We start from the raw sequence: 12,672 nt of genomic DNA, 5'->3' as shown, positions 1-12,672 counted from the left end.
CGGTGGGGTGGGCGGAACGACGGGGTCCGGGCCAGGCCCGGACCCCGTGCGGACCCGAGGGTTCGGAAAATCAGCAGACGCAGTGGCAGCAGGCCGTGGTGTGGCCGGTGGTCGCGGCGGCGCCGCCGGCCACGGTCTCCAACTGGTCGCGGTCCAGCTCGACCAGACCGGCCGGGTGGGTCTCGACGGCCTCGGGCGAGGCGGCGCGGCGGTACTCGTCCTTCCAGCTGCTGACGATGTCGGTGATGGACATTCGTGGCTCCTTTCGCGACGACCGTCGGCCTGTCCGGCGGTCGCTGGCAGAAACCAGCGTGCGGGCCACGGGGGTACCGGCACATGAGTAGCCGCTACCTCATCCCGGGCCGGTGGTGTCACGCGGACGACAACCGAACCGCGGGGTCGGGGCGTCAGGTGTGCAGGCATGTCTGGAAGCTGACGGCGCCACCGGGCGGGGTGTGTGAGGGTGGGGCCCGCGCCACCCAGACCGCCGCGCACACACGGTCCGGCAGAGCGAGCGGATCGAGGACGGAGATGGCGACCGGGCCCGGGGCGGGCACCCGGCCGGTTTGAAGGGGTTCCGTGGCTGCATCAGGGGGTTTCGTCGACAGGGACGCCGGATGGCCGTTCGTCGGCCGGGCGCGCGAGCGCGACCGGGCGGTCGAAGCGCTCACCGCGTCGGCGGGTTGGGGGGTCCTGCTCACCGGCGATCCGGGGGTGGGCAAGAGCCGGCTGCTGGAGGAGGTGCTGGCTGAGGCGCTGCGGCGCCAGCATGTCGTGCTGCGGGTCACCGCCACTCCGGGCTGGCGCGGCGTGCCGTTCGGCGTGCTCGCCAGCCGGCTGCCCCAGCCGTCGGACGCGAGCGTCGCCGACGTCTTTCGCGACGTCGAGCGCCGGCTGCGCGAGGTCGCGGCGGGCCGGGGCGTGGTGGTCGGGGTGGACGACCTCAACTGGCTGGACGACGCATCCGGGGCGCTCCTCGAACGCCTCGTCGCGGGCGGCACCGTGCGGGTGGTCGCGAGCGTCCGGGGTGACGCCCTGCACGCGGCGCCGGTCGCGGCGCTGCACCGCTTCCGCGCGGTCGACCGGGTCCACGTGCCGCCCCTGGACCCGGACGAGACCGCAGTGCTGGTCCGTGAGGGGCTCGGCGGCCCGGTCGACGGTCTGACGATCGGCGCGCTGTGGCGGATCAGTCAGGGCAACCCGCTCTTTTTGCGGGAGGCGCTCCGGTGCGGATTGCGCGACGGCGGCCTCGTCCAGCGCGACGGGATGTGGACGTGGCCCGCCGAGTCGCTGTGCTCCACGCACCTGTCCGACCTCATCGAGCAGACCCTCGGCACGCTCACTCCGGAGGAGGCCGAGGCGTTGCGGTACGTCGCGCACGCCGAGCCGGCTCCGCTGGCGCTGATCGAGCGGACCGTCGACCCGCCCGTCGCGGAACGGCTCGAGGAGCGCGGCCTGATCCGCCTGGTCCGGCATGACACGGGCGTGCTGGTGCAGACCGGCCATCCGCTGTACGCCGAAGTGGTCCGCAACCGCACCGGGGAGCTGCGGGCCCGCCGGCTGCGCCGGACCCTGGCCGAGGCGCTGGCGGGCGTCGACGGTGGCGGCACCGAGGACCGGGCACGGATCGCGGCCTGGCGCTGCGAGGCCGATCTGCCGGTCGATCCGGACGACCTGCTGGCAGCGTCGGAGTACGCGCTGCGCCGCCACGACCCGGCGCTGGCCGAGCGGCTGGGCCGCCGGGTCGACTCGGCGCGGGGCGACTGGCAGGTGGGCCGGGCGTTGGTGGCCCAGGGGCGCGGCGACGAGGCCGACCGGCACCTGGCCCGCGCCGCGGCCGACCTCGACGACGCGCGTGACCGCGCCGAGGCGACGGCGCTGCGGGCGCTGAACATGTACTGGGGTGACCGACGGCCCGACCGCGCCCGCGAGGTGATCGACGCGGGCCGTCACGACCTGCCCGCCGACGCGCTCGCCGGGCTGCTCGCGGCGGAGGTGGGGATCGCTGCGTTCGGCGGCGACGCGGGGGGCGCGCGTGCCCTGATGGCACGCCTGGCCGCCGACCGGCCCCGGGACCCGCTGCTGGCGACGGCCGTCGCGGCGTTGCTGCCGTACCTGCTGCTGTTCGACGGGCAGCCGGGGCAGGCGGTGCGGATGTTCGACACCGGAGAGGTCGACATTCCGGAGACCTGGCCGACGATGCGCGCCGCGACGCAGGCCTGCCACGTGCAGGCCCTGCTGCTGTCCGGGCGCCTGCACGACGCCGAGCGGCTGGCCCAACGCTACTACCGGGACGCTGTCACGCGGGGCGCGGCGGACGCGGTCGGGCTGCTCGCCTTCTCACTGGGCAAGTGCGCCTACCACGCCGGGCAGATGCGGCGGTCGATGCGGTGGCTGCACGAGGCGCGGACCCTCACCGCCGACCGTACGCTGTTCCCGATCCGCGACTACGTGCTGTCGGCGAACGCGTACGTGGCGGCGCAGTTGGGTGAGCTGGCGGAGAGCGGGAGGTTGCTGCGGCAACTCTTCGACGATCGCACCGACAGCGACGGCCCGCACGGCGGCGGGCTGGTGGCCATCGACGCCGAGCTGACCGAGGCTTGGCTGACCGCCGCGCAGGGCCACCCGGCGACGGCCGTCGCGACGCTGCGGGAGTTGCAGGGGCGTGCCGGGCAGGCGACGACGGTCACGGTCGAGTGCCTGCACCTGCTGTCTCGCCTGGAGCCCGGCACCGCGACCGCCGAGCGGCTGTGCACGGTCACCGCCGACTGTGACAGTCCGCTGTTCGCGCTGTGGTCCGACTACGCCCACGCGCTCGCCGCCGACGATCCGGCCGCGCTGGAACGCGTCGGCAGCGCCCTGGAGGCCAGCGGCTACCTGACGCTCGGGCTGGAGGCCGTGGTCGCCGCCGAGCGGGCGTGCCACCGTCGAGGCGACCAGCGCCGCGCCAACCTGCTGGCCCGGCGCGCGGACCTGCTGCGGGAACGGTGCGGCGGATACTGGCCCCCGTTGAGCCCTCGGCCCGCCGACCGGGACGGGCTCACTCCCCGGGAGCGACAGATCTGCGAACTGGCCTCGGCCGGGCACGACAATGCCGCGATCGCGGCCAAATTGGTGTTGTCGGTGCGGACGGTGGAGAACCACCTTCAGCGGGCGTACGTCAAGCTCGGCGTCCGCGGCCGCAGCGGGCTCCCGACGGCGATCGGGGCGCAGCGGGCGGGGTAGGGCGCGCGGGCGTCGATCCCCTAGAGCCGGGCGTCGCCGGCCGCGGTGGCCTCCTGCACCGCCGAGGTACGGCGGACCTCGGCCCGCTGGTCACCGGCATCGTCCCGGTCGGCGGCGGCCATCCGGGCCGCCCGGTTGGTGCTCGGCGCGGCTTGGTCGCCCGTCACGCCGCCGCGGATGCGGTTGTTCGCGGCCACCTGCGCGGCCGGGTTGTTGCCCGTCACCGTCAACTGGCCGTTGATGATGTTGTCGTCGACCGTGACGCCGCCGGTGGTGCTGGTGACGCTGACGTCCGCGCCCCAGTAACCGCCGGAGGCGCAGCTGTCCAGGGCGCCGTTCGGGCCGAGCTGGACGCCGCCGAGGTTGCCGGCGAACGTGGCCCGACCCCGGACCGCGCTGCCACACACGACACTGCCGGTGGCGCTGTTGAGCACCGACAGGGTGCCGTCGACGAACGAGTCGTGCACGTCGGTGTAGTAGGTGCCGGTGCTGCTGACGTTGCGCGTCACCTGGGTGCCCCCGTCGAGCCGGACCTCACCGGCGCCGACGGTGACGTTTCCGGCGATCGTCGCCGCCTCGGCGAACAGGAAACTGTCGATGGTGGCCGAGCCCTTCGGGCGGACGGTCACCGCACCGGTCTGGGCGTCCTTGAGGAACACGCCGTACCCGCCGGCGGCCAGCACCACCTGGCCGTCGACGCTGGTCTCGGTGGCGTCCAGGTAGCCGTCGGCGGCGACGCGTACCTCACCGCTGACCCGACCACCGGTGACCACCAGGTTGGCGCCGGCGGCGACGGTGACGTTGCCGGTGATCGTGGTGCCGGTCAGCGCGCAGGACTCACCGGCCGGAACGAGCAGGTCGTTGGGCACGGTCACCGCACCGCCGGTGCCGATGCAGTGGGTGACCAGGTCGGCGTGGGCGGTGGGCGCCACGGCCAGCACCGAGGCGGCGATGACGGCGGTCACGGTGGCCAGCTTGGCGACGGTACGTCCGGGCATCGTGGTACTCCCTGTCGATGAGATTCGGGTGCTCATGCGCCGACGTCCGATCGGGCCGCGGCCCGGACGATGGCGCCCTGCTGCCGCTTGGTCAGCGTTCCGGCGGTCACGAGAGCGGTGGTGACCGCCTCGACGTGCCGGACGAAGTCGGCGTGGCCGGGGTAGTCGGCGTGTTCGTCGATCAGATCGTTGATGGTGCAGCCGTCGCCGGTGTCGGCGTTGGCCACGCCGGTGTCATCACCGTCGATGATCACCGTGGCCCGGGTGTCGGACGCGGGGCAGGCGTCGGTGCCGTCGGCCACCACAGTGAACGTGGTGGACTGCTCGGTGGCGGCGTTCCCCGCGGTGTCGGTCGCCCGGTACCGCAGGGTGTGCGCGCCGACGGTCCGGACGCTGACCGGGCCGGCGTACGCGGTCCAGCCGCCGGTGTCCAGCGCGTACTCGACCGACGCCACGCCCGATCCGGCGTCGGTCGCGGTGACGGTGACGGTCGCCGCGCCGACGTAGGCGCCGCCGGCGTCCCGCTCACCGGTGACCGTGGCGGCCACCGTGGGCGGGGTGTCGTCCTCCTCCGGCGGGGCGACGACGGTGAAGTGGGCCATCTGCTCCGCCGAGGTGTTGCCGGCGACGTCGGTCGCCCGGAAGTGCAGCATGTGCATCCCGGCCGCGGTCACCACGATCGGGTTCGTGTACGCGGTGAAGGCCGCGCCGTCGAGGGCGTACTCGATGGTGGCGACCCCCGATTCGGCGTCGGTGGCGGTCAGCGTGGCGGTGGCCGTACCGACGTAGTTGCCGTCGCCGTCGCGGTCGCCGGCCAGCGCGGCCGTGACCACCGGCGCGGTGGTGTCCTCCTCGGTCGGCTCGACGATCCGGAACGACACCGAGCCGACCGTGCTGGTGTTGCCGGCCTCGTCGGTGGCCCGGAACTGCACCGAGTGGTCGCCGACCGCGCTGATGCGCACCGGCTGGGTGTACGGCGCGAAGCTGGTGTCGTCGACCTGGTATTCGACGGTCTCCACACCCGAGCCGGCGTCGCTGGCCGTGACGGTCACCGTCGCGGTACCGACGTAGTTGCCATCCTGGTCGCGGTCGCCCGACACGGCGGCGGTGACGGTCGGCGGCGTGGTGTCGTCGCCTCCCCCGCCGTCGGTGACGACCAGTTCGCCGACCATCTGGCTGTGGCCGGGGATCGAGCAGAAGTAGCGGTACCGGCCCGGGGTCAGCGTGACTGTCGCCTGGTGGCGGCCGTCGTTGGCGTCGAACGGGCTGGCCAGGATGTTGACTGTGACGTCGTGGTTGTAACCCTCGGTGCTGGTGTCGAAGGTCAGGGTGTGCGGCATTCCGGTCGTGTTGCCGGTGGCCGCGCTGTTCTCCCAGATGATCGTCGCCGCGCCGGCCACCGCCTGGGTGGGCACGGACTTGTAGCGGGTGGTGTTGTCGTCGGCGGTCCAGGTCAGCACCTGGTCCGCGGCGGCGCGCGGGGCGGCGGAGGCGGGTGGCGCGGCCAACGGCGTGACCGTGAGCAGGAGCGCCGCCAGCGCGGCCGTGAGTCGTCGGATCATCGTCTCTCCTAGAGTTCCCGCACGCGGATGTTGCGGAACTCGGTCAGGTCGTTGTCACCGTGGTTCTGCAGGCCGATGAAGCCGGACAGGAACTGCCGCAGGTCGGTCGGCGGGTCGCCGGCACGGGAGGACTGCTTGCCCGGCGTGTTGTCGAACTCGTTGATCACCACGCCGTTGCGGATCATCGTGTAGTGCTGCCCGACCGCCCGGATCTCGTAGTCGTTCCACACGTTCTTCGGCGTGACACCGGCCTGGGCGAACGGCACCGGGTCGAAGTTGTAGACCGAACCGGTCTTCTGCGGCTCGCCGGTCTCCCCGTCGTAGATCTGGATCTCGTGGCCGCAGTAGATCGCCATCCAGGCCGGCGAGGTCCGGGCCGACCCGATCGTGCCGCAACTGCCCGGTGGCCGCTGCTCCAGCGGGACCCGCAGGTCCGGGAAGCGGATGAAGACACCTGTGTTGGCCCGGTTGGTGCCCGGTGCGATGTCGCGGAACTGCACCTTGAGCGAGAAGTCCGCCAACTCCTTGGTGTGCCAGAGCATGCCGAGGCCGCCGCTGGAACGCAGTGCCCCGTCCGGCTGGATGCTGAACGATCCCGTCGGCGCCTGCTGCCAACCGCGCAGCGACTCGGCGGTGCCGTCGTAGAGCGGCTCGTATCCGGTGCGCCCGTCCCGGCCGATGTCGGACGCGGCGGCCAGGCGGGTGAGCGTGCCCGATTCGCGGGCGTTGAGCAGGCCGTCGTCCTGCAACGCGCGGGTCACCGCGCTGACGTGCCGGACGAAGGCGTTGTGGTCGGGCCAGGTGCTCTCGTCGTCGATCAGGTCGTTGATCGTGCACCCCTGCCCGACCGTACGGCTGGGCACTCCGGTGTCCGTGTCGCCGAGCCACACCGTGGCCCGGGAGTCCGGCACCGCGCAGCCGACCGTGACGGTGGTCTGCACCGTCGCCGTCTCGCCGTCGGCGTACGTGACGGTGAGCTTCGCGGTGTAGGTGCCGACCTTGGCGTACGTGTGCCGGGGGTCCGCCTCGGTCGACGTGGCACCGTCGCCGAACTCCCACCGGTGGCTCACGCCGCCGGACCGGGAGCCGGTGAAGGCGATCGTCAACGGCTTGTTCTGCACGGCGACAAAGTTCGCCGCCGGTGCCGGGGTGGGCGCGCCGCCGGTGTAGGTGATCCGGATGAGCTTCTGGTTGGGGTGCAGGCTGAAGAACCCGCCTCCGTAGTCGAGCAGGTAGAGCGCGCCGTCCGGGCCGAACTTGGCGTCCATCCAGCTCTGCAGCCGGGTGTCGCCGTTGCCGCTGGGGATGATGGCCCGCAGCGACTCGGCGTACACCGGCGGGGTGGCCGTCGGCACGCCGGCGGGGTCGACGGTGACCGCGACCCGGTTGGCGGCGTTCGACTCGTCGCCGATGAACCACTTCTCGTCCCAGTACGCCGGCCACGCCACAGTGCTGTTCGGATCGACCCGGTCGCGGTGGTAGGTGGGACCGGACATGATGGCCTGCCCGCCGCCGCGCAGGTACGGCTGCGTGTAGGTGGCGTCGGCCGCGACGTACGTCGGGAGGCCGCTGCCGTCGGTGCGCTTCGGGAAGACCGGGCCGCCGCCATCCGGCGAATACCAGATCATGTTGTCCCGGGCCGCCGGGATGTCCACCAGCCCGGTGTTGCGCGGTGACTCATTCTTCAGGTTGCCGCAGTCGTACCAGCCGGTCAGCACTGTCGCGTCGGTGCTGCTGCGGTCCCGGTACGGCTGCCGGTTGCCCATGCAGTACGGCCAGCCCTGGTTGCCGGCCGAGGTGATGATGGTGGCGGTCTCGTACTTGGCGGGGCCCAGCGTGGGGCTGGGCGACGAGGCGTCCGGGCCGACCCAGCCGGCGGTCAGCCACTGGTGCTCCGGGTCGATCTGGAGGCGGGCGATGTTGCGCACGCCCATCACGTAGATCTCCGGGCGGGTCTTCTCGGTGCCGGGCGGGAAGAGGTTGCCCTCCGGGATGGTGTACGTGCCGTCCGGCTCCGGGTGGATCCGGATGATCTTGCCGGCGAGGTCGTTGGTGTTACCCGCCGTGCGACGGGCGTCCTGGAACGAGATGCCCTGGTACTCCTGGGTCCAGTTGTTGCCGGAGTAGCCCTGCGACCCCTCGGAGGAGTTGTTGTCGCCGGAGCCGACGTAGAGGTTGCCCTTCGCGTCGAACGCCATGCCGCCGCCGGCGTGGCAGCAGCTGTGGATCTGCACCGGGAACTTCAGCAGGTCCTTACGGGTGGCCTGGTCGATGGTCTGGGTCGCGCGGTCGTAGGTGAACCGCGAGACGGTGCGCTGCCCGACCCGCTGCACGCGGTCGATCGACTCGTGCGGCATCCAGTAGACGTAGAGCCAGCCGTTGTCGGCGAACTTCGGGTCGGGCACGATGCCGAGCAGGCCCTCCTCGTTCTTCACCAACTCCGAGCCGCTGCCCCGGTTGCCCATCACCCGCAGGGTGGTGAGCAGCTTCACCTGCTTGGTCCGCGGGTCCCAGGAGTGGATGGTGCCGCAGCCCAGGCCGACGTTCGGGTCGTTCCAGTCCGCGATCGGGCCGCTGGGGCAGGCCGCCTTGCCGACGTAGAAGACCGTGCCGTCCGGCGCGATGGTGAGCCCGTGCGGCTCGCCGATCTGGTCCAGCTGCCCGGTCTGGTTGGCAGCGGTGAGCCGCTCCACCTTGTAGTTCGCGGCAATCGTCGCCTGGCAGTCGCCGCGTACGCGGCCGGTGGTCCAGTTCAGCGCCCCGGTCAGGTGCGCGCGGAACGCCTCCTCGGCGTAGCTGCCCTCGGTGTGGCCCATGCCGGTGTAGAACGACCGGCCGCCGTCGTAGTCCCGGCACCAGGACACCGGGTGGAACGGGCCGTTGGCGCCCGGACCCGGGTCGTAGTGCCGTTCCTCGACCTGGGCGAGGGTGTGCACGGTGCCGATCGGGTTCGGATCCCAGTTGTCCCAGCGGTCCGACCGGGTGAGGGTCAGCGGCAGCGACGCGGTGGCCGGGTGTTTGCGGTCCAGGATGTCGACGACGGCCCGGTTCACGGGGGTCGGCGGCGGCGCGGTGGCCGCGCCGGTGAACAGGCGCAGGTCGGCGAGCTGGATCAACGGCTCACCGCTGTTGGCGGTGATGTTCAGCCGGTAGCGGGTGAACTCCTGCGGCGCGGCGATGTCGAACCGGCGGGTCTGGAACCGCTCCGCGAAGCTCTGGTTGGTGCGTCGGTCCAGATCGGACCAGTTCTGCCCGTCATTGGAGCCCTGCAGGGTCCAGTCCTTCGGGTCCCGCCCGACGAAGTCGTTGGCCGACGTCAGCGCGTACCCGGTGATCCGCTTGGGTGCGGCCAGCTGGTACGCCACCCACGCGGTCGGGGTGCGGACCAGCCACTTGGTGTTGGCGTCGCCGTCGGTCAGCTTCTCCTTGGTCTCGCTCGGCGGGTTCTCGCCGCTGGCGGTCACCGCGGCCACCGGCTCGGCGACCGGGATGGCGCCCGCCGGACGGGTGCCGATCAGGCCGGTGAACCAGGTGGAGTCGACCTGCGCGCGGGCGGCGTCGGCGATGCCGACGAAACCCCCGCCGGCCTTCATGTAGCCCTGCAGCGCCGATTCCTGGTCGCGGTTGAGCGCGGCGCCCGTCGCGGAGAGAAAGACCACGCTGCGGTACGCCGACAGCCCGGCCGTGGTGAAAACCGCCGGGTCCGTGGTGGCCGTGACATCGATGTCATGACTGGCCGCAAGCTGTCGGATGGTGTCCACGGCGCGCGACACCGGGTCCTGTTGCTCGGCCACCGGCCCGTGGAACACGAGCACGGCTGTTCTGGGCGGCTGTGCCGCCTGGGCGGCGGCCCCGGGTCGCGGCGCGGCGGTCGCCGCCGTGGCCATGGCCGTGGCCGGAATCAGTGTGGCGAAGGCCGCTACCGCGGCGAGGGCTCGTCGTACGTCTCTGGTCATCCCCGTCCCCACTTTCGGTCAGCTTCCGTGCGTGTGGGTGTGGCCCTGGAACCGGTGGATCGCCTCCTCGGCGCCGGGGGGCATGCTGCCGTCGGCGTTGCGCACCAGGAAGATCCCGGCCATGCCGCCGTCGGAGTGGTTCTGCACGTGGCAGTGGTACATCCACGCGCCGGGTCCGACGCCCTCCCCGGCCAGCACCTGGAACCCGAACGAGCTGCCCGGGTTGAGGTCCTTGTTGTCGATGACCAGGCTCGGGTCGGCCGGTCCCTCCAGCATTCCGGTGCGGTTGTCCGCCCAGCGGTGCGCGTGCAGGTGGAAGGTGTGGAACAGGTTGCCGTGCCCGATGGCGAGCCACTCCACCCGCTGGCCCAGGTTCGCCTCGAACATCGGCGTGTCCGGGGCCATCCGGTTGTTGATCGTCATGTCGTGGAACACGACAGTGAACTGCTTCTCCGGCAGGATGTCGCCGCGACGGCGGACGATCAGCGCCCCGTACAGGCCCTTCGCGACTCCGGCGGTGCCGTGGTCGGTGCCCATGGCGTGATCGTGGTAGTGCCAGTAGCCGGCGCTGCCCGGCATGTACCGGCGACCCGACGCGGCCACCATCTCGTGGGAGCGCCAGACGTACGTCCGGGTTTCGCCGGGGTTGTTGAACGAGTCGTTGAACGGGCTGCCGTCCGAGTCGGTGCTGTAGTCCACCCCGTGCGGATGGATGGACAGCCGCTGGTCGGTGGTGTTGACCAACGTGATCTCCAGGGTGTCCCCCTCGTAGATCTCCAGCACCGGCCCCGGCACGGTGGCCTGGCCGGGCGCGAGGCCGTACCCGAACAGCCCGTTGGGCAACCGCTCGGCGTAGATGGTGACCTTCTTGGTCACTCCGGCGGCGGCCTGGGCGGGGCTACCTCCGAACGCGCCGCCGAGTGTGGGGGCGGACGCGCCCAGCGCTCCGGCGGCGAGCGCCCCGGTGGCGATCAGTGATCGGCGGGACAGGTGGCGATGGGAGCCAACGGCGTGATCGTCCATGGGTCTCCGTTCCCGACCGGGCGAAGACGCGACGAGGGCAGGGTGCATCGACCGCCGAGCACAAGGCGGCAGCACGACTGAGGTGAGGATCGTCGCGGACTTCGCTCGGAAGACTCAGAACTTTCGATGGATGAACCCAACTTATGTAATCCATCGACGAAAGTACAGGTCTGATTGCAGGAAGATTACCGCGAGATCACGCCATACGTCGATTGACCAGGCGATGTGGAGTGCTCAGACGATGTGCCGGCCGTCCGTCGGCAGGCCGGGGGCCTCCGGCGGCTCGGGCGACTGGTCGGGCTGGCCGAGCCGCTCCACCCGGGTCGGGTCGAGGACCCGGGCGAGGAACGCGCGGGTCCGCTCGTGCTTCGGCGCGCCCAGCACCTCCTGCGGCGGCCCCTGCTCGACCACGACACCACCGTCCATGAACACGACCCGGTCCGCCACGTCCCGGGCGAACGCCATCTCGTGGGTGACCACCATCATAGTCATGCCGTCCTCGGCGAGCCCTCGCATGACGGTGAGCACGTCGCCGACCAGCTCCGGGTCGAGCGCCGAGGTCGGCTCGTCGAAGAGCATGAGCTTCGGCTCCATCGACAGCGACCGGGCGATCGCGGCCCGCTGCTGCTGCCCGCCGGAGAGCTGCGCCGGGAACGCGTCCGCCTTGTCGCTCAGGCCCACACGCTCCAGGTTGGCCCGCGCGATCCGCTCGGCCTCGGCGCGAGGACGCCGCAGCACCCGCCGCTGGGCGATGGTGAGGTTGTTCAGCACGGTCAGGTGCGGAAAGAGGTTGAACGACTGGAACACCATGCCGATGCCCCGGCGTACCGCGTCGATCTCGACGTCCGGGTCGGTCATCTCGACGCCGTTCACCCAGATCGTGCCGGCGGTCGGCTCCTCCAGCAGGTCGACGCAGCGCAGCAGCGTCGACTTGCCCGAGCCGGACGGCCCGATGACGCAGACGACCTCGCCCTGGCCGACCTCGAAGTCGATGCCCTTGAGCACCTCGAGCGGCCCGAAGGACTTGTGCAGGTCGCGGATCTCGACGGCGGGACGGGACGGGGTGGTCGTCATGCGGGTCACCGGGCCTTGGCGTAGCGGAGTTCGAGGCGGCGCACCACCTGGGACAGGGGCAGGGTGATGACCAGGTAGGCGAGGCCGGCCACCAGCAGCGGCGTGGCGTTCACCCGGTCGTTGAGCATGTCCCGGCCGAACTTGGTGACCTCGATGGTCTGCGCCGTCACGCCCAGCACGTAGGCCAGCGACGAGTCCTTGGTGAGCAGAATGAGCTCATTGGTCAGCGGCGGGATGACGATCCGGAACGCCTGCGGGATGACGATGGTGCGCATGGCGGTGAAGTGCGACATGCCGAGGGTGCGGGCCGCCTCCATCTGCCCCTTCGGCACGGCCTGGATGCCGGCCCGGATGGTCTCGGCCATGTACGCGGCGGCGGTCAGGCCGAGACCGATCGCGATCGAGCCGAACACGCCGCCGGGAATCTCCCGCTCCGGGAAGGCGATGGGGATGCCGTACCCGACGAGGAAGAGGACCAGCAGCGCCGGCAGACCCCGGAACAGCTCGATGTACGCGGTCGCCAGCCAGCGGTACGGCGCCACCCGGGACAGCCGCATCAGCGCGAGGACGGTGCCGAACACGAGGCCGAAGGCGAAGGCGCCCAACGTGTAGAGGATCGTGTTGCGCAGCGCCACGGTGATGATCGTCGGGAACATCGACTCGATGATGTCGACGCGGAAGAACGCGTCCTTGAGCCTGCCCCAGTCCGCGGCGAACAGCACCGCGGCGATGATCGCGACGAAGACCAGGTACTGGATGCCGAGGGACAGTCGTTCCCGCTGGCGGCGTCGCAGCTTCACGTTGGCTCGTTGCCTTCCCGGAGTGTGTCGACGG

At 71.5% G+C, this 12,672-nt stretch carries 8 protein-coding genes and 1 pseudogene; 1 reads left to right on the top strand and 8 read right to left on the bottom strand.

Going from position 1 to position 12,672, the window contains the following annotated elements:
- Positions 1–70: 70 nt before the first annotated feature.
- The gene (locus ACGGAQ_RS21270) at positions 71–253 is read right to left on the bottom strand and encodes a mersacidin/lichenicidin family type 2 lantibiotic (RefSeq protein WP_234581741.1); all 183 of its coding nucleotides are present in this window, start codon (positions 251–253) and stop codon (positions 71–73) included.
- Positions 254–579: 326 nt separating this feature from the next.
- Between ACGGAQ_RS21270 and ACGGAQ_RS21265 the strand changes: the two genes are divergently transcribed.
- Positions 580–3,225, top strand: a complete 2,646-nt coding sequence (locus ACGGAQ_RS21265; RefSeq protein ID WP_393051761.1) for an AAA family ATPase — start codon at positions 580–582, stop codon at positions 3,223–3,225.
- A gap of 20 nt (positions 3,226–3,245) precedes the next feature.
- Here ACGGAQ_RS21265 and ACGGAQ_RS21260 read toward each other — a convergent pair whose 3' ends face one another.
- The 7 genes and pseudogenes from ACGGAQ_RS21260 to ACGGAQ_RS21230 form a co-directional block, all read right to left on the bottom strand.
- Positions 3,246–4,223, bottom strand: a complete 978-nt coding sequence (locus ACGGAQ_RS21260; protein WP_393051759.1) for a hypothetical protein — start codon at positions 4,221–4,223, stop codon at positions 3,246–3,248.
- Positions 4,224–4,255: 32 nt separating this feature from the next.
- Positions 4,256–5,056, bottom strand: coding sequence for an OmpL47-type beta-barrel domain-containing protein (locus tag ACGGAQ_RS21255; protein ID WP_393052048.1), 801 nt, complete (start codon positions 5,054–5,056; stop codon positions 4,256–4,258).
- 45 nt (positions 5,057–5,101) lie between these two features.
- Positions 5,102–5,785 (bottom strand): annotated as a pseudogene (locus ACGGAQ_RS21250) (OmpL47-type beta-barrel domain-containing protein); the annotation flags it as partial.
- Between the two features lie 8 nt (positions 5,786–5,793).
- Complete coding sequence (locus ACGGAQ_RS21245) at positions 5,794–9,741, bottom strand: ThuA domain-containing protein (protein WP_393051757.1); 3,948 nt, start codon at positions 9,739–9,741, stop codon at positions 5,794–5,796.
- 18 nt (positions 9,742–9,759) lie between these two features.
- Positions 9,760–10,764, bottom strand: a complete 1,005-nt coding sequence (locus tag ACGGAQ_RS21240; RefSeq protein ID WP_393051755.1) for a multicopper oxidase domain-containing protein — start codon at positions 10,762–10,764, stop codon at positions 9,760–9,762.
- 234 nt (positions 10,765–10,998) lie between these two features.
- Complete coding sequence (locus ACGGAQ_RS21235; protein WP_393051753.1) at positions 10,999–11,838, bottom strand: amino acid ABC transporter ATP-binding protein; 840 nt, start codon at positions 11,836–11,838, stop codon at positions 10,999–11,001.
- Between the two features lie 5 nt (positions 11,839–11,843).
- Positions 11,844–12,638 carry an amino acid ABC transporter permease gene (locus tag ACGGAQ_RS21230; protein WP_393051752.1) on the bottom strand — a complete coding sequence of 265 codons (795 nt, stop codon included), beginning with the start codon at positions 12,636–12,638 and terminating at the stop codon, positions 11,844–11,846.
- Positions 12,639–12,672 lie beyond the last annotated feature (34 nt).

Source organism: Micromonospora sp. NPDC047557 (assembly GCF_043205095.1).
GTDB lineage: Bacteria > Actinomycetota > Actinomycetes > Mycobacteriales > Micromonosporaceae > Micromonospora.
The sequence above is the reverse complement of the archived record's forward strand: the minus strand, read 5'-3'. Positions and strand labels throughout refer to the sequence as shown.